16 protein-coding genes and 3 pseudogenes are annotated in these 25830 nt (G+C 39.7%); 9 read left to right on the forward strand and 10 right to left on the reverse strand.

The annotated features are described in order from the left end of the window. Positions 1-15: 15 nt before the first annotated feature. The 6 genes from P4S65_RS18420 to P4S65_RS18445 all read right to left on the reverse strand — a co-directional run bounded on the left by P4S65_RS18420 (position 16) and on the right by P4S65_RS18445 (position 9493). Positions 16-2097: a glycoside hydrolase family 88 protein gene (locus tag P4S65_RS18420; RefSeq protein WP_337121193.1), complete on the reverse strand. Its 2082-nt coding sequence runs from the start codon at positions 2095-2097 to the stop codon at positions 16-18. Then, positions 2094-2489: a DUF4861 family protein gene (locus P4S65_RS18425; protein ID WP_337120827.1), complete on the reverse strand. Its 396-nt coding sequence runs from the start codon at positions 2487-2489 to the stop codon at positions 2094-2096. The genes P4S65_RS18420 and P4S65_RS18425 overlap by 4 nt, the downstream gene beginning before the upstream one ends. Positions 2490-2623: 134 nt before the next feature. After that, the gene (uxaC, locus tag P4S65_RS18430; protein ID WP_337120828.1) at positions 2624-4069 is read right to left on the reverse strand and encodes a glucuronate isomerase; all 1446 of its coding nucleotides are present in this window, start codon (positions 4067-4069) and stop codon (positions 2624-2626) included. 63 nt (positions 4070-4132) lie between these two features. After that, positions 4133-4762: a bifunctional 4-hydroxy-2-oxoglutarate aldolase/2-dehydro-3-deoxy-phosphogluconate aldolase gene (eda, locus tag P4S65_RS18435; protein ID WP_007377238.1), complete on the reverse strand. Its 630-nt coding sequence runs from the start codon at positions 4760-4762 to the stop codon at positions 4133-4135. A 14-nt stretch (positions 4763-4776) separates the two neighbouring features. Then, positions 4777-6114 (reverse strand): glycoside hydrolase family 28 protein, encoded by a 1338-nt coding sequence (locus tag P4S65_RS18440; RefSeq protein ID WP_337120829.1) that lies wholly within the window; start codon positions 6112-6114, stop codon positions 4777-4779. Between the two features lie 349 nt (positions 6115-6463). Further along, positions 6464-9493: a TonB-dependent receptor gene (locus P4S65_RS18445; protein ID WP_337120830.1), complete on the reverse strand. Its 3030-nt coding sequence runs from the start codon at positions 9491-9493 to the stop codon at positions 6464-6466. Positions 9494-10502: 1009 nt separating this feature from the next. On the opposite strand from P4S65_RS18445, the gene P4S65_RS18450 reads away from it, so the two are divergent. Together P4S65_RS18450 and P4S65_RS18455 are read left to right on the forward strand one after the other, a co-directional pair. Continuing rightward, positions 10503-11093 carry a rhamnogalacturonan acetylesterase gene (locus P4S65_RS18450; protein WP_337120831.1) on the forward strand — a complete coding sequence of 197 codons (591 nt, stop codon included), beginning with the start codon at positions 10503-10505 and terminating at the stop codon, positions 11091-11093. Positions 11094-11157: 64 nt separating this feature from the next. Then, complete coding sequence (locus P4S65_RS18455; protein ID WP_096794411.1) at positions 11158-11649, forward strand: DUF2798 domain-containing protein; 492 nt, start codon at positions 11158-11160, stop codon at positions 11647-11649. Positions 11650-11701: 52 nt separating this feature from the next. On the opposite strand, the pseudogene uvrA reads toward P4S65_RS18455, so the two are convergent. After that, a pseudogene (gene uvrA, locus P4S65_RS18460) lies at positions 11702-14259 on the reverse strand (excinuclease ABC subunit UvrA). A 255-nt stretch (positions 14260-14514) separates the two neighbouring features. Here uvrA and P4S65_RS18465 point away from each other — a divergent pair. From P4S65_RS18465 to P4S65_RS18480, 4 genes and pseudogenes are all read left to right on the forward strand, one after another. Beyond that, a complete protein-coding gene (locus tag P4S65_RS18465; protein WP_306724889.1) occupies positions 14515-14919 on the forward strand; it encodes a hypothetical protein in 405 nt (134 codons plus the stop codon). A gap of 550 nt (positions 14920-15469) precedes the next feature. After that, positions 15470-15664: a phage integrase N-terminal SAM-like domain-containing protein gene (locus tag P4S65_RS18470; RefSeq protein ID WP_337120832.1), complete on the forward strand. Its 195-nt coding sequence runs from the start codon at positions 15470-15472 to the stop codon at positions 15662-15664. An 82-nt stretch (positions 15665-15746) separates the two neighbouring features. Then, positions 15747-16721: pseudogene (locus tag P4S65_RS18475) on the forward strand (transposase). 426 nt (positions 16722-17147) lie between these two features. Then, positions 17148-17636: a GNAT family N-acetyltransferase gene (locus tag P4S65_RS18480; protein WP_096794423.1), complete on the forward strand. Its 489-nt coding sequence runs from the start codon at positions 17148-17150 to the stop codon at positions 17634-17636. 87 nt (positions 17637-17723) lie between these two features. On the opposite strand, the pseudogene P4S65_RS18485 reads toward P4S65_RS18480, so the two are convergent. Continuing rightward, a pseudogene (locus tag P4S65_RS18485) lies at positions 17724-19303 on the reverse strand (tetratricopeptide repeat-containing sulfotransferase family protein). An 88-nt stretch (positions 19304-19391) separates the two neighbouring features. Further along, positions 19392-21809, reverse strand: a complete 2418-nt coding sequence (locus P4S65_RS18490) for a TonB-dependent receptor (protein ID WP_337120833.1) — start codon at positions 21807-21809, stop codon at positions 19392-19394. Between the two features lie 478 nt (positions 21810-22287). On the opposite strand from P4S65_RS18490, the gene P4S65_RS18495 reads away from it, so the two are divergent. From P4S65_RS18495 to P4S65_RS18500, 3 genes are all read left to right on the forward strand, one after another. Further along, positions 22288-23382: an NADH:flavin oxidoreductase/NADH oxidase gene (locus P4S65_RS18495; protein ID WP_337120834.1), complete on the forward strand. Its 1095-nt coding sequence runs from the start codon at positions 22288-22290 to the stop codon at positions 23380-23382. Positions 23383-23455: 73 nt separating this feature from the next. Next, positions 23456-23662 carry a hypothetical protein gene (locus tag P4S65_RS21970; RefSeq protein WP_337149895.1) on the forward strand — a complete coding sequence of 69 codons (207 nt, stop codon included), beginning with the start codon at positions 23456-23458 and terminating at the stop codon, positions 23660-23662. Then, a complete protein-coding gene (locus P4S65_RS18500) occupies positions 23662-24651 on the forward strand; it encodes an MFS transporter (RefSeq protein ID WP_442961884.1) in 990 nt (329 codons plus the stop codon). The genes P4S65_RS21970 and P4S65_RS18500 overlap by 1 nt, the downstream gene beginning before the upstream one ends. Before the next feature lie 81 nt (positions 24652-24732). Here P4S65_RS18500 and P4S65_RS18505 read toward each other — a convergent pair whose 3' ends face one another. After that, on the reverse strand, positions 24733-25596 hold the full coding sequence (locus P4S65_RS18505) for a DMT family transporter (protein WP_337121194.1): 864 nt from the start codon (positions 25594-25596) through the stop codon (positions 24733-24735). Positions 25597-25830 lie beyond the last annotated feature (234 nt).

Below are 25830 nucleotides of genomic sequence, written 5' to 3' on the forward strand. Positions count from 1 at the left end.
ATTTTGAAGAATGACTTACTTTACTGAGTTATCTATACCTAGTAGCTTAACCATTTCGATACCAGCCAAAATGTATGGTGCAACACCTTTGGGATCGTTACGGCTAATAGGTTCGCTCATGTAATAGTCATAGCTTCCATCACGACCAAAACCTAACCCTGCTACGTAGCATTGATTTAGCATAGAAACAGTTCCATCTTTATGAACAAGGGTAAATTCACTGAGTAAACCTTTATAAGCTGATTTTACTAAAGCAGTATATTCTTTAGCTAAGTAGCCTTTATTGATTGCTTTGGCATAAAAGTAAATAAACATTGCTGTGGCTGACGACTCGCGGTAATTACCGCGCTGCGCAGGTTTGTTAAGTATTTGCCACCATGTTCCGGTGTTTTGATCTTGAACACTTTTAAGGCTAACGGCAATCTCACCAATCATTGTGACTAAAAAATCACGCTGCTCGATATTTTCTGTCGGAATATAATCCAGTACATCAACAACAGCCATGGCTAACCAGCCCATGCCGCGAGCCCAAAATTCTTGCGACAATCCTGTGTTTTTATCAGCCCAACTTTGTGCTTTTAGCTCATCCCATGCATGGTAGTAAAGCCCTGTACTTGAGTCGCGTAAAAATTCGCGAGTAAGTTTAAATTCGTTGACTACTTCATTAAGCGTTTCTTGCTGTTTATGACCAAGCTCGAATTTTTTTGCATAATGAGCTAAAAATGGCATACCCATGTAAACACCATCTAACCATACTTGACCTTGGTATTTCTTTTTATGCCAAAAAGCACCAGCAGAGGTGCGTGGTTGATCGTGCAATTGTTCTCTAAGTGTTTCAATAGCTACACGGTATTTAGCCTCACCTGTACGCTCATATAAGCTAATTAAGTTTTGGCCAGGGGGGATGTTATCAATATTGAAGTTACTTTTTTTATACGCATAAATTTTACCTTGATCAGAAATGAAGCTCGCGGTTACTTTTTCAATGACTTCGCTGTACTGTTTTTTTCCGGTCAATAGAGCTAACTGATTATATGCGTAAGGCTGAATACCAATGATATCGTATTCAAATTTTGGTAAGCGTTTACGGTTTACATCCCAGCCCATATAGTGATAACCAAGTACTTTATGAGAAAGCTCGGTGTCAGCTAATGCCTGTGTCCACTTTAAAGCACTTTTTGCATCAAGTGGTGCTTTGAATTGAGCTGCTGATAAACGCGTTTTAATTCGCAAACGTGGTTTTTGTGTTAATTTTTCGGCTTCCTTGTTTAAATAATCAATAAAAGCATCTTTACTATTTATGCCGCTTTCTGGTTGCCACACTGAAGCAAAATAGTAATTAACACGTTGCTGAGATTTATCCCCTTTAGGCTCAAGTATCGCGAGATAGTTGTTTTTATCTTCGGTTACTTTTTTTAGATCGCCTTTTTTGAAAAAAATAGCCATACCAAGTGGTGATTTATCTAAGCTTTGTTTACCCCAACTAGCAATATAGCTATAGCCATAGTTACTTAAGTTGTTTAAATCACCTTGTATGAACACAGTATTTTCATGTTTAACAATGCCTGTAGCCATATTCGGTAAGTCTTTACTTAGCTTTAGTGCTACATTTGCTAGGCGTGAACCTGCATGCATACTAATATCAGCAACAAGATTTTGTTGATTATATGAGCTTTTCCAGTCGTTATAATCTAGCTGTACACTCGCGCGTAAATCGCCATTTTCGACAATGCGTGCTGTCCGTGTTTTTACATTGGCGACGTGCTCAAGCTGGTTTTTTGTATTCATTACACCAAAGCCGCCTGCACCGAGAGAGCTTCCTACTTTAAGGATATCCATCCCCCAACGTGCTTTGTGATGATAAGATTCATATCCATCTAAGCCAACTTGGTGTAACACGGGTTCTGGTGTTAATTTACCGAAAATATCAAAGCCATTTCGCCAATCTAAATAAAAGCGATAGCCTACTTTGTCTGATTCAATACCGGGTCCTTCATAGCGTATCCAATTTGAATGGTCCGTATAGTAATCTGGCGGTGTAAGTGATTTAACATTTTCAAAATGACCTCCAACGTATTCTTTTTTACCTGTATTTATTTGGTGTTTAGGGGGCGACTATGCGGGTGCCATTGCCCAGCAACTTTATGGGCAAGATCTGCCTGTACTCGTTTTACTTTATCGACAGGTTTAACACTAACAGGTGTATTTTCAATAGTAATACTGACAGGTGTGCTGTTATTTAAATCAACAACAAAGTAAAGTCCGTCAACAGTGCCATCGTAGTCAATATCAACTGCTTGACTTGGAAGTTCCACATCAGCACTGAAAACGCTGAGTGCTTCTTTTGATGTGAGGCCTAAGTCGTAGTAGCTCACGTAGATAGGCTCATCAGGACGTGCAAAATCAGAGGGGTTACTGATTTCTATTTGTGCTAAAGGGGGCGCTTTTTTAAGTGTTGGTAATGCTGCAATGCTTTCTTTTGCTGGCAAGCCGATAGAAACAAACTTGCAAAAATAATAGCACCGGATGTGAGTGCAAACTGTTTTAAAGGGGCGTTTATTGTCATAATCTTCTCCCAATAATAACAGCCAAGCAAAAAGTACTTGGCTGTTAATTAAATAAGCTAATCTAATTTATATGCTTTTTTAACTAACCCATAGGTTAATTGATAAGCTAACGTGTGAGCTGTTTCTTCATTAATTTGATGATTTGTTACCAGCTCGGCTAAATATCGGCAATCTACTCTGCGTGCTACATCATGACGTGCAGGAATTGATAAAAATGCTCGCGTATCATCATTAAAGCCCACCGTGTTATAAAATCCAGCAGTTTCAGTTGCTTGCTGACGAAATCTTAACATACCTGCGGGGCTATCATGGAACCACCATGCTGGGCCTAGTTTTAAACTAGGGTAGTGGCCTGCGAGCGGCGCAAGTTCACGACTGTAAGTTGTTTCATCAAGGGTAAATAGAATAATCTTTAGATTTGGGTTATTTCCGTATTTACTTAACAGCGGTTTAAGTGCATTAACATACTCGGTTTGACTTGGTATATCTGCGCCTTTATCTCGGCCAAATTGATTAAATATTGGTAAGTTATGATTTCGGTGTGCCCCCGGATGAATTTGCATCACTAGGCCATCTTTTATACTCATTCCAGCCAGTTCAGTTAGCATTTGGGCGCGAAAAAGCTCTTGTTCTTGTTCTGTTGCTTGACCTGTACGGCATTTTTCAAAAAGGGCTTCACATTCATTTAAACTTAAATCAGCAGTTAGTGCACTAGGGTGACCATGATCAGTTGCTGTTGCTCTGCCTTCTTGTTTAAAATAATCACGGCGAGTTTGAATTGCACTTAGATAACCTTGCCATGTAGCAGTATTTTGGTTGGTTAGTTCACCTAGTTTTTTTATATTTTCAATAAAGTCTTCTCGGCTTGCATCAACAACATCATCTGGTCTAAACGAGGTAATAACACGTTTTTCCATCGATGTACCAGCAATCGCTTTATGGTGCGCGAGTGTATCCAAAGCACCTTCAGTTGTTGCAATTAGTTCAATGTTGAATCTGTCCATCAGTGCTTGTGGCTTAAATGCTTCTGTTGCTAAGGCCGCCGTTATTTTTTCATAGTAGTCTTGTGCATTTACAGAGCAAAGTTTTTCTGTAAAGTTAAATACATCACTAAATACCGCATCTAACCAGTAACCACTTGGTGTGCCAGCAAATAGGTGATAATTGTCAGCAAAAATTTGCCACGCTTTTTTTGGATCCGCATTTCTCGAGCGTTCCATATCACCTTCAAGGCCATGCTCGGGGATCCCTAGCGTGGTAAGGTCAATACCTTGGCTGTACAGCATTCTAAATACATAGTGATCAGGTTTAATAAAGAGTTCAGTTGCGTTGCCAAAGTTCTTATTTTCGTTAAACCAACTTGGATCCGTATGCCCATGTGGGCTAATAATTGGTAAATCCTTTATTTTTTCATACAGTTGGCGTGCAATCTTAATAACGCTTGGATCACTTGAGAAAAGACGGTCCGGGTGTAATTTTAATTGTTCAATATTCTTCGTCATGGAAATTCCTGCATTCATTTCTTTTACCTATTTAGCCACCGGTGGCAAATTTATAAACTTAAATTATTTAGCTTCGAGTACGTGTGAACATGCCTGTGTAATAAGTTGCCACTGTTTATTTATCACCCATTGAGGATTGGCTACCCATGTACCACCTACGGCAAAAACATTACTCAGAGCTAAATATTCTTGATAATTATCTTGATTTATTCCACCTGTTGGACAAAAGCGAACATCTTTAAATACGCTCGATACTGCTTTTAAAAAAGGCTGGCCTCCAGCAAGAGAAGCGGGGAATAATTTTTGTTCATTAAAACCAAACTCTGTTGCAAGTAATATGTCAGAAGTATTTGATACACCAGGTAAGCATGGAACTTCACAGCTAGAAAGCGCATCCAGTAATTTAGAAGAGACGGCAGGAGTAACAATATAATCAGCACCTGCGTTAAGTGCCTTATCCAAAATATGTGTACTCGTCACCGTTCCTGCACCAACAATAAGGTTTGGTATTGCGTGTTTTATAGCTTTTAAAGCATTAATCGATTGCTCTGTTCTTAATACAACTTCAACAAGATGAATCCCTGATTCGTACATTGCGTTTGCTATATCAATACCTTGTTGTTCATCATTAGCTTGAATGATTGGTAAAATAGGTTGTGATGCCATTAATGCGGAAAACGGTTTATTGCTCATTCATTTACTACCTTTTACTGGGTTATTTTAGCTAATGACATTGGTTGTTTGTTTAGTGTGACATTATCAATGGTAAAATTAGTCACATGGTTAACGATTGATTCATCACCGACTTGGTCAAAGTGGCTGTTTGTTAGCGTAATATCTTTAATTGGATCACGGGCAAAGCCATTAAGATAAAGGGCTTTACTGAGTACATTTTTACAATGTAAGTTGTCTATTTTTATATCGCGGACAATGGGATCAAATTGTCCCGCATCGCCTTCTTCATAGTAAAAGTTAATTACAATCGCATTTTTAACGGTACCAACTTCAATGTTACGAATACGGATGTGTTCAATTAAACCACCTCGAACTGAGTTGGTTTTGATTCTAATAGCACGCTCTAAATGGGGGCTATCCATAGTACAATTTTGTACAAAAACATTATTCACACCGCCAGAAATTTCACTGCCTATTACGACGCCGCCATGACCTTCTTTCATATGGCAGTTTTCAATGATAATATTTTGTGAGGCTGTATTTACTCTGCGTCCATCAGCGTTTCTTCCTGATTTAATTGCAATGCAGTCATCTCCGGTATCAAATACACAATTTTTAATATGGACGTGATTACAGCTTTCAGGGTCGCAGCCATCAGAATTAGGTCCATGGCTTGAAAAAGTGACATCGCAAACCGTAACACTATTACAAAGTACAGGGTTTACTAGCCAAAATGGCGAGTTTTTAATTGTGATACCTTCAATAAGTACATTATTACAGCGATAAGGTTGTATAAAAGGAGGGCGTAAATAAGCGCCATCAGCATAAATGCGCTGCTCAACGGGGATATGTTGCTCAGCATCTCGCATTAACTTATCTCGAGCTGTTTTTTGCTCAATTATCTGGCCATTATTGTCAGTTAAAAGCTCCCAGTGAGCCTCTTTGTGCTTACCTTTCCATGGCCACCAGGTGGTATTATTTGCATTACCTTCAAGAATCCCTTTGCCTGTTATAGCAATATTTTCTTGCTCGAAAGCATAAATAAGCGGTGAGTAACCCATCATTTCCAGGCCTTCCCAGCGGGTAAATACAGCTGGAAGATAGTCCTCAGGGCTTGTACTAAAACTGAGTATAGCGCCTTCCTCTAGATGTAAATTAACATTAGAAAGTAGGTGAATTGCGCCTGTTATAAATTGACCTTGAGGAATAATTACCTGTCCCCCTCCTTGGGCGTTACAGGATTTGATTGCATTATTAATTGCGACAGTATTGTTAGTTTTATTATCGCCGTTAGCGCCAAAATCGATAATATTAAATGTTTTATCTGGGAACGAGGGGACTTTAATGGATGACTTAATCGCATCTGCCATTTTCCAGTCATCACCTCTTACAGGGCTGCTTAACATATCGACAAGGGGGCTGATTTACATCCAACTAACGCTCCTCCAAGTAATGTACTAGATGCAACTGCCTTTATAAAAAATCTACGTGTATTATCCATGTATGTATCCTACAGTGTGGCACCTTATTTATTATTAGTAGTGCTGTTGGTACGCTTAACTAACACGATTAAATATTATTGAGTTAGTTATTATAAATTAACTTTATCAGCCATTGCCACCGGTGGCAATTTGTTTTTGTGATAATTAAAATCACTATAGCTTTTTGATATAAAATAACCGGTAACAAAGTTACCGGCTATTTTAGGTAAGATCATTGTTAGAATGATCCGCGCAAGCCTACTAAAAATTGACGACCAGAGGATAAGCTCTCATAAGGACGCTGGGTATAAATATCATTCCATTGTTCTTGTTTTTCGTCCGTTAAATTAACTGCTTCAAACGACACACTCATCGATTCGCTCAACTCATAGCGAGCAGAAAAGTTAAGTTTAGCTTTTGCATCATAACCACGTACAAAAGTAGATTCATCCTTATATTCATTGAGGTACTGTTTGTTGTACCCACTGCGGTAGTTATAAGAAAAACGTGCCGACCAGCTTTCTTCTTCATAATAAAGTGTAATGTTGTACGAATTTTTAGACGTTTCTTCTTCTACCAAATTTAGCTCAGTACCATAAAAAGGGTCTTCAACATCGCGAGAATAATCAATGTAGGTATAGTTTGATTGCAGACCTAAATTATTAAATGGTGCAGGTAAAAATGTAAAAGGTTGCTGATAGATAAATTCAGCCCCCCACATACCCTCGGCATCCGTATTAACGAGTTGAGATACTTGCCAAGTTATAGTACTTGGATCCATATCACCAATATCAATCCCGAGTCGATCCAACTCATCTTGCGTTAATACCTCATCACTACTGTCCTTAGTTAAGCCAGTAATATCTTTATAAAATAATGAAGTTGCAATAAGCGACTCTTCTGCAAAATACCATTCTAGGCCTACATCATATTGTTTCGATTTGTAGGGTTGTAAAGAGGGCCCCGCGCCACGTTTAATTGATGCTGTAGGATCGTTTTCATCAGGGACATTAACACTAATCGATGAGCGTAAATCAGACAATTTAGGGCGAGTTATCGCATGTGAATAACTAAAGCGACCAACTAGATCTTCAGTAATATCGTAAGCAATATTTAACGATGGCAACCATTCGTCACCTTTACTTACTGATTCGCGCCAACTGTAGCCGTTATCAAAATTTGCACCGTCGCCGCGACCTGCTGTGTAACCATCTTTATAGATGTGGTCTAAATTAACGATGCGACTGGTATTTTTATTATCAACATAACGTAAACCTATATTACCGCGCAGTTCATTATCAAAAATGTCGTGCCTAAAGTTAAGTTGAGCATACGCTGTTGTTACTTCTTCTTTAATATAATATGTGCGCTTATATTCTTCTTTTGCTTCGAAAAAATCACGACCTGAAAATGCAGCCATCATTGCATTGTAATCAGGCGTTAACCATTTGCCATCGTTTAGTGTTGATGTGGCAGGTACTGAAGCATCATTACCAAATTTGACACCTTGTTTATCTAACGTAGTTGAAAATAATAAGCCATTTATTTGTGAATTATCTAAATCCATAACGCGTGTTTCAGCACTTTTTCCACTGGTTTTATTTGTTTCTATATTAAGGTCTTTCCACGAAGATCGATAATCATGCTGCTCTGTTTCAAACGAACGTTGACCTACACCAAATTTAACTGTGTATTGGTCATTTATCTCGTAGCTAAAATCGATTTTAACTGTACTATTTTCACTCTCAATTGTTTGAGCGCGGTTACGTGTTAGAGCTGCGGCGTAGTTGTTACCATCTACCATTGAATTTTCTAAATCGGCACGTGTAAATGTGGCGCCAGGGGCTTGGCCAGCAGCAAATGCAAATGAAGGCATGGTCGAATTTAACTCACCACTGCCTATTGCTACTCCACCTGGATTATTTATTAACTCCAAAGGGTCAATATTACTATCGTAACTATAAGCAACAGTCGAACCTGCGCTGTCGAGTGCAAATGTTCTAGAGTAAGGAACGTCTAAATCAGATTTACCCATACCAACTAAAAAGTTCATTTGAAGGCGATCGTTAATATACCAATCACCAGAAAAACTTATTTGGTCAAAGTCAGACTCAGCCTTATCTTGACGAGCTTCAGAGCGAATAATTGCATTAGAATAGGCTCCCGCTACAATTGTATTGTTATCATCTATATGTATGTTTTCTGGAACAATGTCTTTTTGGTCACGTAATAATACAGAGTATTGATATTCATCCATTGTTGTATCAAGGGCTGCATGTAATATGTCTAAATTCATAGACAGGTTGTCGGTGGGAGCGTATTGAAAAGCAACCGTTGCACCTAAACGTTTTTGCTGCTTAGAAAAAATAGAATAGCGAGGGATACGCGGTAAATATAAGCCATCTAAATTATCATCAGTATAGTTACCATTTTCTTGTAATAGTGTTTTAGGCGAAGCCGTTAAATAGTTAGTGCCGCCTTGCGTTACAGGTAAACCATCATCTTGGTATTTTGGGTTATTGACGGTCCAGCGCACACTTGATGATCCTTCGCTTTGTACTGTTCCATCGCTGTAAGCAACCGATGCTAACACTCCAAATTTGTTATCCCAGTTATTGCTCAGCATAAATGAAATACGAGGGGATACATCCTCAGAAATGTCGTTGTAGCGGGCGTTTACGTTGTAAGAACCTTTAAAACCATCATACTGAAATGGACGCGCCGTTTGTAAATTAACATTACCTGAAATACCGCCATCTTCCATTTCGGCAGAAACTGTTTTATCGACATCAATTTGAGTAAAAAGCTCAGATGCAAATACATTATAATCAAATGCACGAGAAGTATTTGAACCACCAGCAGCATCTGTTGCAGCACCAGCAGATGCTGATTCCATACCGTTAATAGTTGTTTTAACAAAGCGAGAACCTAAACCACGAATCGTGATTTGACGACCTTCGCCGGCATCTTCTTCAATTGAAATTCCGGGTACACGAGCAAGAGAGTCTGCTACATTTAAATCGGGAAATTTACCAATGTCTTCTGCAATAATGGTTTCGCGTGTGCCAACAGCTTCACGTTTTGCCATAAGAGCTGCGTTAATGCTACCGCGATAACCTTTTACTTGAATGATTTCTATGTCATCGCTGTCGTCACTGGCCTTTTGCTGTGATTGCTCAGCTGCAAAAGCATTGCTAGTAATTACGCCACCTAAAATAAGATAGGTCATGAGTGTGTTTAGTTTAAAGTTGTGTGTAATTGCTGCCATTGCGATCCCAGTTGTGTTTTATTGTTATAAATTACATGGCCGTGTCGGTGTTTTGCCATGTGTTTGCTATATTTAACATAAATGACTGAAAAATATATGTTTAAGTAATTTAATTTAAAATGCCAATGAATGAACGATATAAATTGCTACCGGTGGCACGCGATGAAAACTATACCTAAAAATAGCGACTGTCAAATAATAAAAACAATAAAATTAATACTTAGTTCACATAATTTAACATTTAATTATCTGAAATAGACTAGGGCGTGTTGACCTTTCGTGGTTGAATTTGCAGCAGGCTGTTTGGTTTTTAGGCAAGGCAGAGCCTATGTAGTGTGGTTATTCCCCATAAATAGGCGATAACGCAGCATAAATGCCAAACATGCGCTGCCCTTTAGGTTCTTTCTAGGGACGATTAACTCTTTGTTGCTCGGTTTTTAATTAGCCCACTAGGTTACAAACCTAGCGCCGCGATTAAATCGCCCCTAGATTGAACAAATTTCAATCCACAAAGATCAACACGCCCTTGGGTTTGCTTATCTTTCGAGGTTAAATTTACAGCCGTTTAGACAAGGCGGATGCGGAAACTTTGCTCGGTTTTTACTTAGCCCACTAGGCAAAAAACCGAGCAAAGCGATTTAATCGCCCCCTAAATTGAACAAATATCAATCCAAAAAGTTCAACACTCTTTAAGCACAACTGAATAATATATTGACTATATATTATTTTGTTTGCCACCGGTGGCAATTGTGTTATTTTTAATAAAAGCCTTTGAATTAAATCAGTCAATTAGCCAAGCGTTATAGCTTATTTCGTAAGCAGGAGATAATAATGATAAAAAAATAGTAGGCTCAATACTAATATTGAGTAGTTTTTTTGCAATGAGTAAACAAGGTACAACACATATATATATGGCTGGGGATTCAACCATGTCTATTAAAGATGTTAAAGACTATCCTGAAACAGGGTGGGGTATGCCATTCAGCATTTTTTTAATGAATCAGTTTCTGTGGTCAACTTAGCTAAAAATGGTCGTAGCACGCGTACATTCAAAACCGAAGGGCTATGGAAAAAAATAATAGATAATATTCAAGTTGGTGACTACGTGTTTATTCAGTTTGGCCACAATGATGAATCCAAGAAAAAAATAGATAGGTATACCTCACCTGAACAGTTTGCAGATAATCTTACTCATTTCATTAATGATATTAATGCTAAAAAAGCACATGCTATTTTGCTCACTCCAATTACGCGTCGTTACTTTAACAAAATGGGTACTTTAAAAGAGACACACCCTATATACGCTGATAAAGTCCGTCAGGTTGCACAAGAAACAGGTGTTGATTTTATAGATATGGAAAAGGTAACCACGGCATATTTTCAATCTTTGGGTGATAAAGGTTCTGCACTTCGTTTTATGCACATTGGTGCAAATTTACACCCTAACTACCCATTTGGGGTAACAGATGATACGCATTTAAATCAGCTTGGTGCACGCGAAGTCGCACAATTGGTATTAACTCAACTAAAAATATTGAACCACCCATTGGTAAAAAAGCTACGTACTCCCGATCCAAAGCATTTAAAACTAAAAGGTTGATATTATCAATTAGTTTGCTATAGTTGACTTTGTCATCTATTTAACGCTTAAGGCATGCCCAAAAATGAGTACATCCGTATCAGCAAATCCAGTAATGGTTGAGCTTAAAAAAACACCTGTAATTTATAAAATACTTGTTATGGTAAGTATTATTACCTTAATTGGCGGTACTTTAACTGGCATTATGACTTATGTGAATGTGGGTGTTACAGAGCATTTTTATGCAGATTGGTTTACCTCATTTATAAGTGCAGTACTTGTAATGGCGCCTGTTGGTTTTGTAATGATGACCTTAATGCATAAGCTAGTTAATAAGTTATTGCCTAGTAGTAGCGAGCTAAAACGTAATTTAGTGATTAGTGTTTTTATGGCGCTGATCATGGAGTCGGTGATGGCGTTTGTTACCGCTACTAATAATATTGGCTATGCAGATATGCGTGTATTTGTAACTGGATGGGCTGAAGGGTTATTAGCCGCATTACCAATAGGTTTAACTATAATGCTGATAATGTCGGTTACGGTAAAACCTAAAATAGAACGCTTTTTAAAAAGCTAATAACAAAAAAGAGCCATTGGCTCTTTTTTGTTATTTAGTGTTTACCTGCTCTTTAAATTGCGCCATTCAAAAAAGGTGCTGTTCGGCTTATTTTAGATTGAGCTACCTCTGTAGGTTTACCTTGGGCCACAATTATTCCTCCTTCTTCACCAGCACCGGGTCCTACATCAATTACCCAGTCACTATTACGGGTTACTTGCATATCGTGCTCAACCATAATAACGGTATTGCCAGCATCAACTAATTTATTTAACTGCGCCATTAACATTGATACATCGGATGGATGCAGACCTGTAGTTGGCTCATCAAGAATATAAAGTGTGTTACCGCGCTGCGCACGTTGCAGCTCAGTTGCTAATTTAATACGCTGCGCCTCACCGCCAGAAAGCTCAGTGGCAGGTTGCCCTAAACGTAAATACCCAAGACCAACTTGCATAAGTGCATCGAGTGCTCGCAGTATTGCAGGTTCATTTTCAAAAAAGGTATGCGCCGATTCAACCGTTAAATTGAGGATATCGCTGATGTTTTTATCACGATATGTAACCTCAAGTGTTTGCTCGTTATAACGTTTGCCATGACACACTTGGCAAGGTGAATAAACACTAGGTAAAAACAGCAGTTCTATACTTACAAAGCCTACGCCTTCACAATTTTTACAGCGACCTTTAGCAACATTAAACGAAAAGCGACCAGCATCGTAACGGCGCTCTTTTGCTTTTTGTGTTGAAGCAAATAGTTTACGCACGTGATCAAACAAGCCCGTATAGGTAGCTAAGTTTGAACGAGGGGTACGGCCAATCGCTTTTTGATTTACGGTAATTAGGCGGCTTATATTATTTATACCTTCAATGATTTTTCCGCTGGTGTGTGTTTGCAGCTCCTGTTCGAGTAAGTCGGCTTCGTCGGTTGGCGCTTGTGTTACTACTTTTTGCCCTAGCGCTTCGTAAACAAGCTCTACTAACGCTTGGCTTACTAAGCTTGATTTACCAGAGCCCGAAACACCAGTAACGGTTGTCATAACACCTAGTGGAAATTCTGCATTGAGTTTTTTAAGGTTGTTACGCTCAATATTAGCCAATTTTAACCACGCTTTTGGCTGTCTTTGCTCCTTTTTTTGCGCGCTGTTTTGAGTAGACTCTTGACTGGCGTTTTTAGCAAAAAGGTGACGACCGGTGTGCGAATTTTTTATTTTTTTAACCCTTCAACAGGGCCGCTGTAAATAATGTCGCCTCCGTGTACACCGGCATTAGGACCCACATCAACAATCCAATCGGCATGTTTAACAACGCTAATATCGTGTTCAACAACAAATACAGAATTGCCAGCCGCTATTAGCTCGTCGAGCGCTTTTAAAAGTGCTTGTGTGTCGGCAGGGTGTAAACCCGCTGAAGGTTCATCTAGCACGTAAACCACCCCAAATAGTTTAGAGCGAATTTGTGTGGCAAGTCGCAACCGTTGTAGCTCTCCGGGTGAGAGCGTTGGCGTTGTACGCTCTAGCGACAGGTACCCTAAACCAAGCATGGTTAGTGCTTCAATACGGGTGAGAATATCGCTGGCAATGCGCTGCGTAACAATGGCTTGCTCTGGATTTTTTGTATTTTTATTTACTTTGGTGTTGGCGGCATTACTTAATTTTTTAGCAAGCTCGTTTAACGTAAGTTGAGATAGCTCGCCAATATCGAACCCTGCAAATTTAACACTTAACGATGCTTGTTTTAATTTTTTACCTTGGCAAGTAGGGCACTGCGATATTTGCATAAACTGCGATACGCGCTTTTTTGTACGCGGGCTTTGGGTAGTAGCAAAAGACTGTAAAACAAAGCGTTTAGCGCTTGAAAAAGTTCCCATGTAGCTTGGATCTTCGTTATTTTTTATCGCATTTTGTGTTTGCTCATAGGTGTAATCTGGGTATACCGGCACAGTAGGTGTTTCGTCGGTAAATAAAATCCAATCGCGTGCTTTTTTAGAAAGTTTGTTCCAAGGTGTGTCTATGTCATAACCAAGCGAGGTAAGTATACGGCTTAGGTTTTTACCTTGCCATGCTGGTGGCCACGCGGCTATAGCGCGCTGGCGAATAGTTTTTGTATCGTCTGGCACAAGTAGCTTTTCGGTTACTTCAAACACTCGGCCTATTCCTGAGCACTCTGGGCACGCACCTTGTGGCGTATTCGGCGAAAACGCATCGGCGTAAAGTATGCCTTGCCCTTTGGGGTATTCGCCTGCCCGTGAGTAAAGCATGCGTAGCGCGTTAGAAATAGTTGTTATGCTGCCAACTGATGAGCGAACCGACGGTGCGCCGCGTTGCTGCTGCAAAGTAACGGCAGGCGGTAGTCCTTCAATAGAATCAACATCGGGCTCATCAACTTGATCTATTAACCTACGGGCGTATGGTGATACCGAATCAAGATAACGGTGCTGCGACTCAGCAAACAGCGTTCCAAACGCAAGCGACGATTTTCCTGAGCCCGATATTCCTGTAAAAACAACCAATGCGTTACGAGGTAAATCAACGTCTACATTTTTCAAGTTGTGAACGCGTGCCCCTCTTACTTGAATGCTATTACTGGGATCAGATAAATCCGTTGTTGAGTTTTTATGTGTGCTTGCCATACGTTTATACTCCTGTTTAATCGCGCTTTTTACTTTAAGTTAGCTTTGAATTATTTACTCTTATCACTCGTTATTACCCAAAGTAGCGCAAGCACACTGAATGAGCGCTTAGTCTGTAGTGGCGCAGCCAAAGCGCTGGATAAAATTGCGATGATTGTTTGTTTACATAATAGGTATGGAGTGCGAATATAATTTAAACAGTTATTGTTATGTAATTTACTAGGTATGTTACTTGGTAATAAAAAGGAACTAACAGTGAATAAAGTCTTAGTGATTATTTTATTGGTGCTTTCGTGGGCAACCCAAGCCGACTCTATCAAAGCGCTAAATGTTGACCGTGCAGTACCAAATAGCATGCACTTATCGTTTGCAAACGATAGCAACATAACCCCTAAAAAAGGGGATTTTAAAATCGTTAATTATGTATTAATGAGCAATGAAGAGGGCGAACGCTGGGCTGTTATAACGCTAACTAACTTATCGTCGGGCAATCGAGAATTAGGCGAGGAGCATTTACTTGCACTTTTTGCTGACGGCAGCCGATTCATGCCAATGGAATTTAAACTCGGTTTTAAAGGCAACGAAACACAATCGGTAACTGTATCGTTTGCCGATTATAAATTCCCTATTTTAAGTGTGTATTCGAGTAACGATTTGTAACTAATATTAGTGCAATTATGCTGCCTTAGAGTATTGTTGCGTATTGTATTAAATGCCAATTTTGTAATTGGCGGGATCACTGAGATACTATTTGTGCTAGTAATACTTACCCAATCAAAAGTATGGTCTTAAAAACAGAATAACAAGCCCCTATAATGGCAAAATAGTGTGCTGTTGGAGTTACTTTTCAGCTTGGTAATATAGCGAAGGTTTTTAAAGTATTGAGTATCTGCAAATTGCATGTATCCATTAGTCGGCTTAGAGCTATAAGCGGTCATTCAGGTGAGTCGTTATTAACTTAGTAAGAATAAGAGGAAACTTTCCCTTTTTTTACATAGCGAAATAATCTACAGTAAGCATAATATTTATAGCTGGTAATAACTTACACTATTTGCTATTAATATAAGTTCACAAAATAAGGACGTTTTCGCGCTAAAATAGGGAAAGTGTCCTTTGATAAAGATGTTGAACTAAGCCGCTACGCGGAGATCCTATTCTGACCATTTGAGCCACACTTACCTTGGGGTTATCCCATATTTGGAGGTAAGTCATGAATACACTCATTGAACAAGTCAAAACTGAAATAGCCTACCGTGGTTATTCACAAAGTACCTGTAAAAGTTACTGCGAGCATTTACTTAAACTCAGCCATTATTTTAATAAACCACTCGATTTAATTACTGATGATGAGCTGAATATCTTTTTTAAAGATCCCGCCATTCGCAAGCTCTCCAGGAATAAATAGAATAGACACCCAATCTAAATTTTGCACTTTATGAAAAGAAGTACTAGGCTTTATTTAGTGCAAAAAACAAGCAGGGTGTCTCATGGCTATCGCAAGAAAGCGTCAAATAAGTTTGGTTGATACAAAATATTACCATTGTATTTCACGCTGTGTTCGTCGTGCATTTTTATGTGGCGAAGACTGTTTTACAGGCAAATCTTACGAGCACCGCAGAGGCTGGGTTGAAGATAAGCTGCTTGAATTAGCGAAGGTATTTTGTATTGATGTATGTGTTTACGCTGTTATGAGTAATCACACCCACTTAGTACTGTATGTTGATGATAAAAAAGCGAATCGATTAAACGATAAAGCGATTATCATTCGCTGGCATAAGCTCTGTAAAGGCACTGTACTTACGCAAAAATATGTACAAGGTGAAAAGCTAAGTAAAGCCGAACTTATCTTTTTCAATCAAACAGTAAACGACTACCGCGAGCGCCTATCCAGTATTAGCTGGTTTATGCGATTACTAAATGAAGATATTGCCCGCAGAGCGAACAAAGAAGATAACTGCACAGGTAGGTTTTGGGAGGGACGTTTTACGTCCCAAGCACTTCTGGATGAAGCGGCACTTGCTGCTTGTATGGCGTATGTCGATTTAAACCCAATTAGAGCCAAAATGGCTAACACCCCAGAGGAGTCAGACCATACCAGCATCAAACAGCGTTTAACGTATGCAAAGGATGGCAAGCAACCAAAACAACTACTGCGCTTTGCAGGCATGCCACGTCAAATTATGCCAAAAGGGCTGCCGTTTGAGCTTAAATCGTACCTTGAACTTGTTGAGTTAACTGGACGTTGTATATGAGAAGACAAACGAGGTTATATTGAAAGTTCGCACCTACCCTTACTCGAAAGAGTGAATATATCCCCAGAAAACTGGTTAAAACTCACCACACAATTTACGCGTGTATTTCATGGTGCAGTAGGCAGGCCAAGTTCACAAGCAAGTTACTGTGAAAATTTAAATAGAAAGCGACGGGCGAATATCAGTAACTGCGAAAAGCTACTTGCATAAAGCTTAAGCTACTCAGTAAAACTATTCAGTAATAAATCACAACTGCACCATGCAGCCATTTTTATGCGTGTGATTTAGGTTTAATAGAGTTAATGACTTATTTAATAGGTGAAATGAAAGTAATCCAGTAGGAAAGGTAAATTTTTAACCTAAAAGATAAATTTTATGACACAGTTTGGCTTGTATAATTAAAGTGGCTGTCTAGTTTCGCCGTAGTTTCGCCGTTTTCTAGTTTCGCCGTTTCTCAAACCCGGTAACCCCTTTCAAAACACTAATTAAAACAACACCAAACGCCCACTTTATATTCTGCATAAAACACTGTAATCGATTGAACCAAAATAGGAACTCAGCTATGGTTAAACCATCAATAAAAATAAATTAAAAACGAGTTAATCTAAAGGCTCGTTAGTTGCCTCGGAGGGATTTGTGATTATTCGTGCGTTTGATAAGGCTGATTATCCTTCAGTGCAAAGTATATATAAGCAAGGTATTGATACCGGAAACGCCACCTTCCAGCAGGTAACTAAAAGTTGGGATGAGTGGAATAATTCAATGCTTAGTCACTCTCGGATTGTGGCAGTGGACAATAATAATATTCTAGGCTGGGCTGCACTTTCAGCCATATCAACTCGAGAAGTATATTCTGGCGTAGCAGAAGTTAGTGTGTATGTTGCACTGGATGCTCAAGGAAAAGGAATTGGGCAAAAATTACTTTCAAATCTAATTTCAGATTCTGAGAGAAATAACATATGGATGCTTCAAGCTGCTATTTTTCCTGAAAATAAAGGTAGCCTCAAACTTCATAAAAATAATAACTTCCGCCAACTAGGTATTCGTGAAAAACTTGGTCAAATGAATAATGTTTGGCGTGACGTTGTACTAATTGAAAGGCGAAGTAAAGTTGTAGGTGTGTAACTTCGCACATTATGATTTATCTCTGCTAGTAATTGGAATAAAGCGACCAGCTTCGCTGCTTTCACTAACCATAATAAAACACGCTTACTAAGCGCTAATACCTTGTTTTAAAAAGTACTCCACTGCTTTATCAGTATGGGGCTTAAACGCCTTCCAACGCCCAATTGCTTTGCTATTTAATGGTTTGCGTACTTGTACTTTACTGGCGGTAGAGACCGGTGCGGTGTTTAAGTGAAAATCTATACATTGCTCCTGCCACTCTAGGTTACAAAAGCTGACTAACTCTTTTATTTGTTGCTCAGGCTGTGCGACTAATTCTTCGTATTTTACTAATTTTATATTGCTGTGCAGGGCGCTGAAGTGCTGCATAAGTTTGTAAAAACGGCTGTAAAATTTTGCTGTGTCGAGTAAATCGAGCGAGTACGCGTAGTAGGGGTTATTAATGGTAAATAATTGGCGGTAGTTACCAATACAGGTGTCCATTGGATCGCGCAGCATGCAAATTATTTTGGCGTTTGGCAGTGCTTTGGTTATTAAGTCGATATAAAAAAGTTAAACGGGAGTTTATCTATAAAGTGTTTATGGCTGCCTGTTATTACGCGTGTTGCATTTAAATAGGTTGACCCAAGCTTATTAAAATCAAGCTCGTAGGCTTTACTGAGTGTTTGAGTGTCGAGTACATGAGGTGTTTGTGTTTGGCTTAGCTTTTTTACACTTAGGCCAAAGTCTTGTAATTCACCGGCTGATTGCACGTCGCTGTGGCTCGATAAAATACGCTCAACCAATGTGGTGCCAGAGCGGGGCATGCCTAATACAAAAATAGGTTCGGCCGTTGGGTTACCTTGTGTTAGCGCTTGTTTATGCTGCTCACTTAAGCGTTTAATATGTTCAAATAAAGCAGTTGAGCTTTTATGATCAAACGGCTGCACAGCACGTTTTGCTACTTTACCTTGCTCTAACACGTTAAAAGCCTCTGAAAATTCACCAAGATCTTGATACTCTTTTGCTAAAGCATGGCCTATATGCAATTTTGCATCAGGGTGTGTTACTTGCTCAAACACGTTTTTTAAGCGCTCAATATGATTGTTTTGCTTACTTACTTTAGTTAAATCACTTAATGCAAAATGACTTTGGTGGTGCAGCGGGTTAAGCGCTATGGCATTTTCAAAAGCGTGTTGGGCTTTATCAAATAGTCCTAAAAACTTAGCGCTTACACCGTAGTTATAATAAAACGGGGGTTGAGCTTTGTTAGCCGCTGTAGCCAGTGTAATAGCATGCTCAAAGTAGTTAAGTGCTTGCTCGTGAATGCCAGCTTGAGTAAGTGCAACGCCGAGTGTGTCGGCATCAAGGGCTTTAGTTATTTGTTTTAATGGCACCGATAGTGCGGTGTTTTTGGCTTTTTGTAATTCGCCAGTAAGTGCGTAACATTTAGCAAGTTGCGCGGTGTATTCAATACTTTGGCCAAGGGTAAGAGCTTTTTCGATGAGCTTTATTGCTTTGTGTATTTGCCCAACAGTTAAATTAACCATTGCTAACAAAAAATACCCATCAGCAAAGTCTGGTTTGAGTGTAACTAACTCCACTAGGGCTTTGTGTGCTTGCTCTATTTTACCTTGGTTTAGGGAGTGTATTGCGCTTTGATGAAGTTGCTTTAAATTTGGCTGCATGGTTTTTGGTAATTATTATTTTGTAAAAGAAAATAAAAAGGCTCAAATAAATTTGAGCCTTACAACATTGTTTAAAAATTACTATAAATTATATTTCAAATTTGTAGTTAAATTTAACACCTACCGTAAGCGGGCGATTAATGTAATGGCCGTAGTTACGTTGTATGTCGGCACCATTTGCTGATGTTATATCGGCATCTGAACGACGAACGGATGTAACCGCGTATTTGTTGAATAGGTTATCAACATATAGGGTAGTTGACCATGCATCAGCTGTTAATTTAGCTGATATATTACTTAAGCTGTAACCTGGTAGTGTTTCGCCGTTGTCACGAAGCCCTACTATTGAAAACACGTCGCTTTGCGCGGTTAAACCGTAGTTTATATCAAGCGTTTTGTCGTTAAATACGTCTGTTTGATAGTTAACACCCATCGAAAATTGGTTTTCAGGCGAGCCAGGTAAACGGTCCCCGTCTTCCGCGCCATCGGTACCATCAGCATTAAACAAAAATGGTGCGTCTGATGTTAGTTCTGCTTTTGTATAAGCATAAGTTGCATAAACCGAGAACGAGTCAGATAAAATTGCACGGGTTGAAATTTCAATCCCTTTTGCATTAGCGCTGCCTGCGTTTGAAAGGTACGTTAATTGACCTATATCTGTAGCGCCTGTAATTTGTGCATCATCCCAATCTACGTTAAATAGCGCGGCGTTAAAGTGAAGTTGGCTTCTAAACCATGTACTTTTAAAGCCTAGCTCGTAGTTTGTTGTGGTATCTGCATCAAAAAGCCTTTCGTCAGCGTTACCACACCCTGTTTGCTGGTTTTTAGGGATAGGATCAGGGCAAACAGCTAGAAGGTTGGAACCGCCAATTCTAAAGCCTTCACTTACTGTTACATAACCCATTACTGAATCAGTGAACTGGTATTTAGCATTGAATTTAAATAAGTTACCGTTATCGCCTGCTTCGTCTTTTTCGTATGCAACGGTGATTTTGTCAGGATCTACTCCACCATACAATGTATTGGCTAGCGGGAAGTCAAAAGCCGCTTGCGACTCTATATCGTATTTGTAAAAACGGGCACCAATGGTCACATCTAATTTGTCGGTAACTTGGTAGCCAACTTCACCAAATAGTGCAGACTCAGTGACGGTACTTTTTGTAAGCTCTAAGTATTCTAATGAGTCAGGTCTTAGCTGCTCGCCACCAAAGTTATCAATAGCGAATTGGTCAAACCCAGGGGTAAACTCTCGGCTTGACGCTTCGGTTTCTGTTTTGTTGTAAAAGCCACCCACAATCCAGTTAAAGTCGCTGTCGCCTTGCGACACTAAGCGAATTTCTTGAGTGAAGGTATCTTCTTCGTCAATTTCACGGGTAAACGTTGAAAACGAAGGGAATTCTTCATAGCCATAATCAAGACGAATAAGTAAGTCTGTTTGATCGCGTTGACCGTCGGCATCAAAGCTCGAAATACCGGTTGCCGATACTAGCTCTGCAAAACCTAAATCGGCTTTTAGCTCAAGGCTTAGTAATTGATCTTTTTTCTCGCGAGGCTCTTCAAAGCGATAAGCTGATTCGTATTTACCTATTACGTCGCTTAAACCGTTGTTTGCATTAAGGCTGTTGTAATGAACAATCGAGCGGCCTTCGCTGTCTTGGTTTTGGTAAAAGTAGTTAAGCGTACCTTCAAACGATTCATTTGGTTTAAAGCGAACAGAAATACGACCAGTAGTGGTGGTTTCGCCGTTGGCGTCTTTTACATTTTTAAGGTTGTTATTAACTGCTGAGCTATCGCTCCAATCTGGATCTGGCAACGATACGCCAGGCTCACGTACTACGTAGCCGTAATCGATAAAACCAGGGTCTTCATATACGTTTAAGCTGGCGCGAACTGCTAATTTATCTTCAATAATAGGAAGGTTAAATATAAAACCGCCTTCGCCACCTAAAGAGTCACTTTCTTTTGTTTGAAACAGGTCGCCGTAAACTTCAAGCGATGTAAAATCAAGCTCAGGCTGTTTAAGCATGTAGCGAATTGCGCCGCCTAATGTGCCTGCACCATAAAGCGTGCCTTGTGGCCCAATTAATACTTCAACACGCTCAATATCTACTAGGCGCATATCTACCGAAACCGGAATTTCGTTAATGTAAGTAGATACGGTGCCGCCATCTGACGATGGACCAGATGAATTAGTATTTAAACCACGAACAATAATAGGCGAGCCAGAGCGGCCACCTTGATCGGTAATTGTTAAACCAGGTACCCAGCGCGCTACATCCGCAAGCTCATTGATATTTTGATCTTTCATAATATCTGCATCAAGGGCTGTAATATTTAACGGTGCATTTTGCACAGAGCCGCTGCGCCTTGTTGCTGTAACTTCGATTACTTCGAGTGATTTGTTTTTAGCTGCAACTTCTTCTTGAGCAAGTGCGGCATTAGGCAATAAAAATACGCTAGAAACAGCGCTCGAAATAGCCAAGGTTAACAAGCTTGGTTTAAACATAAAAAGTGATCCCCAGTTCAAATGTTTTACATTAGTAAATTAAGTTAAGCAGTTTATCAGGGAGTGAAGTAGCTTGGAATATTTAAATTGAATTTTAATTCACTTTTATAGAATAAATATGGTTTATGTGTGGGGTTTTTATTTAGTTAATAGGCAATATATGCAATAGCTTAGTGCTATTAGGTACAGTTAGGTTAAAAATCACACCCTTGTTTAAAGGTAAATAGTCATTCATATTTTTAAGATGGTGTTATGACGTGCTCGTTAAACAAATTATTACATTAAAATTAATATTTCATAATGTCATTACTTATACTTTTATTAGCACTATTAAAGTGTATTTTGATCCCCATTAAGAATGTTAAGTCGCCATTACTAGTGACAGTTTAAGTTATTGAGTGAGCGTGTTTGATTGCCGCTTCGTATTCTCTTTTTTATTTTGTCCGCACTTTTTTGTGCGTGTTTTTAAGGATTAACAATGAGCCAACTATTTTCGCCTTTATCACTTGGGCAAGTAACACTAGATAACCGTATTATTATTGCCCCTATGTGCCAGTATTCAGCCAATAATGGCGCTGCTAGCGATTGGCATACTATTCATTTAGGCCAATTGAGTTTAAGTGGTGCAGGATTACTTATTTTAGAGGCAACAGCAGTAAACCCAGAGGGGCGTATTAGCTATGGTGATTTAGGGCTTTGGAATAATGAAACCCAGCAAGCACTAGGCAAAAGCCTAAAAGCAGTAAGGCAATACAGCCCTATGCCTATTGGTATTCAGTTAGCGCATGCTGGGCGTAAAGCTTCAACTAAAAAACCATGGGACGGTGGCGATGCCATTGCACCTGATGACGTTAATGGCTGGCAAACGCTCGGCCCTTCGGCAATTGGGTACGACGATAAAAGCCCAGTACCAAAAGCAATGAGCCAATCTGACATAGATTCACTAATTAAAGACTTTGTCAGTGCAGCTAAACGCGCTGATGAACTCGGCCTTGATTTAATCGAGCTGCATGGTGCGCACGGTTACCTGTTACACCAGTTTTTGTCGCCACTTTCAAACAAGCGCGACGACAACTACGGTGGTAGCCTAGAAAACAGAATGCGCTTATTGCTTGATGTTTTTAAAGCGGTAAGAGCGGTATTCCCCAGTAATAAAGCAGTGGGTGTGCGTATTTCGGCAACTGATTGGGTTGAAGGTGGCTGGGATTTAGAGCAATCGATAGTGCTTAGTAAAGCGCTTGATGAACTCGGTTGTGACTTTATTCATGTAAGTACGGCGGGCCTAAGCCCAGAGCAACAAATACCAGTTAAACCTAATTTCCAGGTACCGTTTGCAACAGCCATAAAAGAAGCGGTTAAAATGCCTGTTATAGCGGTGGGTTTAATTACACAGGCGCAACAAGCAGAAGATATTATTAGTGAGCATCAAGCCGATGGCGTAGCACTAGCGCGTGGCATTTTATATAACCCGCACTGGCCGTGGCATGCAGCTGCAGAGCTTGGCGCTACAGTAACTGCACCTAAACAATATTTACGTTCAAGCCCACATGGGCAGCCATCACCAATAAAATAAGTAAATTACGAGGTTATAACCCAACCCGCGTTTGCTGGTTGGGTTTTATTATTTTTGTAAAGTAGAGACACACATGACCCAAACAGGCGTTTCAGCGCAACCACTTAGCAATACACTCGTTACTATTATTGCTTTGTGTTGCGGTCTTATTGTTGCCAATATTTATTACGCTCAACCTATTATTGAGTTGCTTGCCCCAGAAGTTGGATTAAGTTCACGCAGTGCTAGCCTTATCGTATCGCTTACACAAATAGGCTACGCTTTGGGGTTGTTTTTTTAGTGCCATTAGCTGACTTAATTGAAAATAAGCGTTTAATGCTTATTACTCTAGCTGTGTCGTTTTTGAGTTTAGTGGGTACGGCACTTGCTGATTCACCTAATGTAATGCTTATTTTATGTTTGATGATAGGTATAAGTTCGGTTTCTGTTCAGGTGCTTATTCCACTTGCTGCGCATTTATCGTCTGACGAAAAACGCGGACAAGTTCTTGGCAATATTATGGCGGGTTTGTTGCTAGGTATTTTGCTGGCAAGACCTATATCGAGCCTAATAGCCGATCACTTTGGTTGGCGCGCTGTATTTTACTTTGCAGCAGGGTGTATGGTGTTTATTGCAGGCGTAATTTATTTTGCTATTCCAAGCAGGCAACCTACTCATAAAACAACGTATTTTAAGTTATTAAAATCGCTTAAGCAGTTAATGATAAGCCAGCCAGTGCTACGCCAACGTTCACTTTTTCAAGCGTTAATGTTTGCATCGTTCAGTTTATTTTGGACAAGCGTACCGGTTGTGCTTGCCCGTGAGTATGGTTTATCCCAATCAGAAATAGCATTGTTTGCACTAGTGGGCGCCGCAGGTGCAGTAGCTGCCCCCATTGTTGGGCGTTTGGCTGATAAAGGTTATACGCATCAGTTATCGTTATTTGCCAAACTAATTGCAGCATTGTGCTTTTTACCAAGCTTATTTGAGTTACCTTACGGCATTATAGTATTGGCATTAACCGGTGTGTTTATTGATTTTGCTGTGCAGGCCAATATGGTATTGGGTCAACGTGCAGTGTACGCACTAGAGCCACAAAGCCGTGCGCGTTTAAACGCTATTTATATGACGAGTATATTTGTAGGTGGCGCAGTAGGCTCGCTTATTGCCAGCCCATTATATGAAGCGGGCGGTTGGACAGGTATTGCATTGGTGGCTACTGTTATGCCGCTTATTTCGTTGATTGGCTATTTGGTTACAACTAAAAAGCAAAGTGAGGCTGTGAGTTAAAAAATTACCGGATACAACACAATAAAGTCACCATGTTGCGTGGTGACTTTATTTGGGTTCTTTAGATTATTTGGTAGTTAATTAAGAAGTCTGTTTTTTTGCGTTTGAAAACGAGCTACCAACAGATGCAATAATTACAAGTAAAATAGCGAGCCACTGCCATAAAGTAAGTAACTCACCCAGTATAATAAACCCTGCGAGCGAGGCTATTGCAGGCTCTAAACTCATCATTACGCTAAACCCTTGTGAAGGCATGTTACGCAGTGCAACCATTTCAAGTGTGTAAGGCAGTGCGCTTGATAAAATAGCAATACCAATACCCAGTGGGATAATTTCCCATGTAAACGCGGCGCTTTGCATAATGCCGCCGTAAGGGACTAGCACTATAGCGGCAACGGTCATTCCCAATGCGACAGTGGCTCCACCAGAGCTTTGTGAGCCTGTTTTTTTACCAAATAATATATAACCTGCCCAACATGCACCGGCACCAAGCGCAAGCGCTACACCTAACGGATCAAGGCTGTCTTGGCCGCTCATATCAGGAAGCAGAAGCAAAATACCGGCAATAGCACACGCCACCCAAAATAAATCACGTTTGCGGCGAGAGGAAAACAAGGCAACAGCAAGCGGACCTGTAAATTCAAGCGCTACACCAATGCCTAGTGGAATGCGTTCAATGGCGTAATAAAACAAAATGTTCATGCCGCCTAAACTTAAACCATACACAATTATAGGAATACGATTACTCGACGAGGGTAAGTGTTTCCAAGGCTTAAACACTAAGCAAAGTATAAAGGCAGAAAAACCAAGTCTAAGGGCCGTAGTACCCTCAGGGCCAACAATTGGAAAAAGCTGTTTTGCAAACGACGCGCCCGTTTGAATGGTCATCATGGCAAGCAGTACACACACGATAGCCAGTAAATAACTTTTTGAAGATGCTTGCATCATACTCCTTAATTATACCAATCTGCATAAATATTTCATTTAGAACAACTAGATACAAAAATTTTTGCCTAGTTCTAGCGTGATTTTCTTATCGTCAAATAGATCCAATACAAGCAGATTGCTATTACAACCAGTTGAATGGCAGGCATAGTATCTTTTTTTATATTTATACGTAAGGTTTTATGTTCAAAAGTAAGGAGGGTTATTCTAAATTTAAGTGGTATTTTTATTGCT

It is taken from the genome of Pseudoalteromonas sp. B131b (genome assembly GCF_037162545.1).
Classification (GTDB): Bacteria; Pseudomonadota; Gammaproteobacteria; order Enterobacterales; family Alteromonadaceae; genus Pseudoalteromonas; species Pseudoalteromonas fuliginea.

Excerpts from the sequence above, each read along its gene's own strand:
- P4S65_RS18495 (WP_337120834.1), top strand. The coding sequence starts at position 22,288 with ATGAGCCAACTATTTTCGCCTTTATCACTTGGGCAAGTAACACTAGAT.
- P4S65_RS18455 (WP_096794411.1), top strand. The coding sequence starts at position 11,158 with ATGAGTACATCCGTATCAGCAAATCCAGTAATGGTTGAGCTTAAAAAA.
- P4S65_RS18490 (WP_337120833.1), bottom strand. The coding sequence starts at position 21,809 with ATGTTTAAACCAAGCTTGTTAACCTTGGCTATTTCGAGCGCTGTTTCT.
- P4S65_RS18505 (WP_337121194.1), bottom strand. The coding sequence starts at position 25,596 with ATGCAAGCATCTTCAAAAAGTTATTTACTGGCTATCGTGTGTGTACTG.
- P4S65_RS18440 (WP_337120829.1), bottom strand. The coding sequence starts at position 6,114 with ATGGCAGATGCGATTAAGTCATCCATTAAAGTCCCCTCGTTCCCAGAT.
- P4S65_RS18470 (WP_337120832.1), top strand. The coding sequence starts at position 15,470 with ATGAATACACTCATTGAACAAGTCAAAACTGAAATAGCCTACCGTGGT.
- P4S65_RS18445 (WP_337120830.1), bottom strand. The coding sequence starts at position 9,493 with ATGGCAGCAATTACACACAACTTTAAACTAAACACACTCATGACCTAT.
- P4S65_RS21970 (WP_337149895.1), top strand. The coding sequence starts at position 23,456 with ATGACCCAAACAGGCGTTTCAGCGCAACCACTTAGCAATACACTCGTT.
- uxaC (WP_337120828.1), bottom strand. The coding sequence starts at position 4,069 with ATGACGAAGAATATTGAACAATTAAAATTACACCCGGACCGTCTTTTC.
- eda (WP_007377238.1), bottom strand. The coding sequence starts at position 4,762 with ATGAGCAATAAACCGTTTTCCGCATTAATGGCATCACAACCTATTTTA.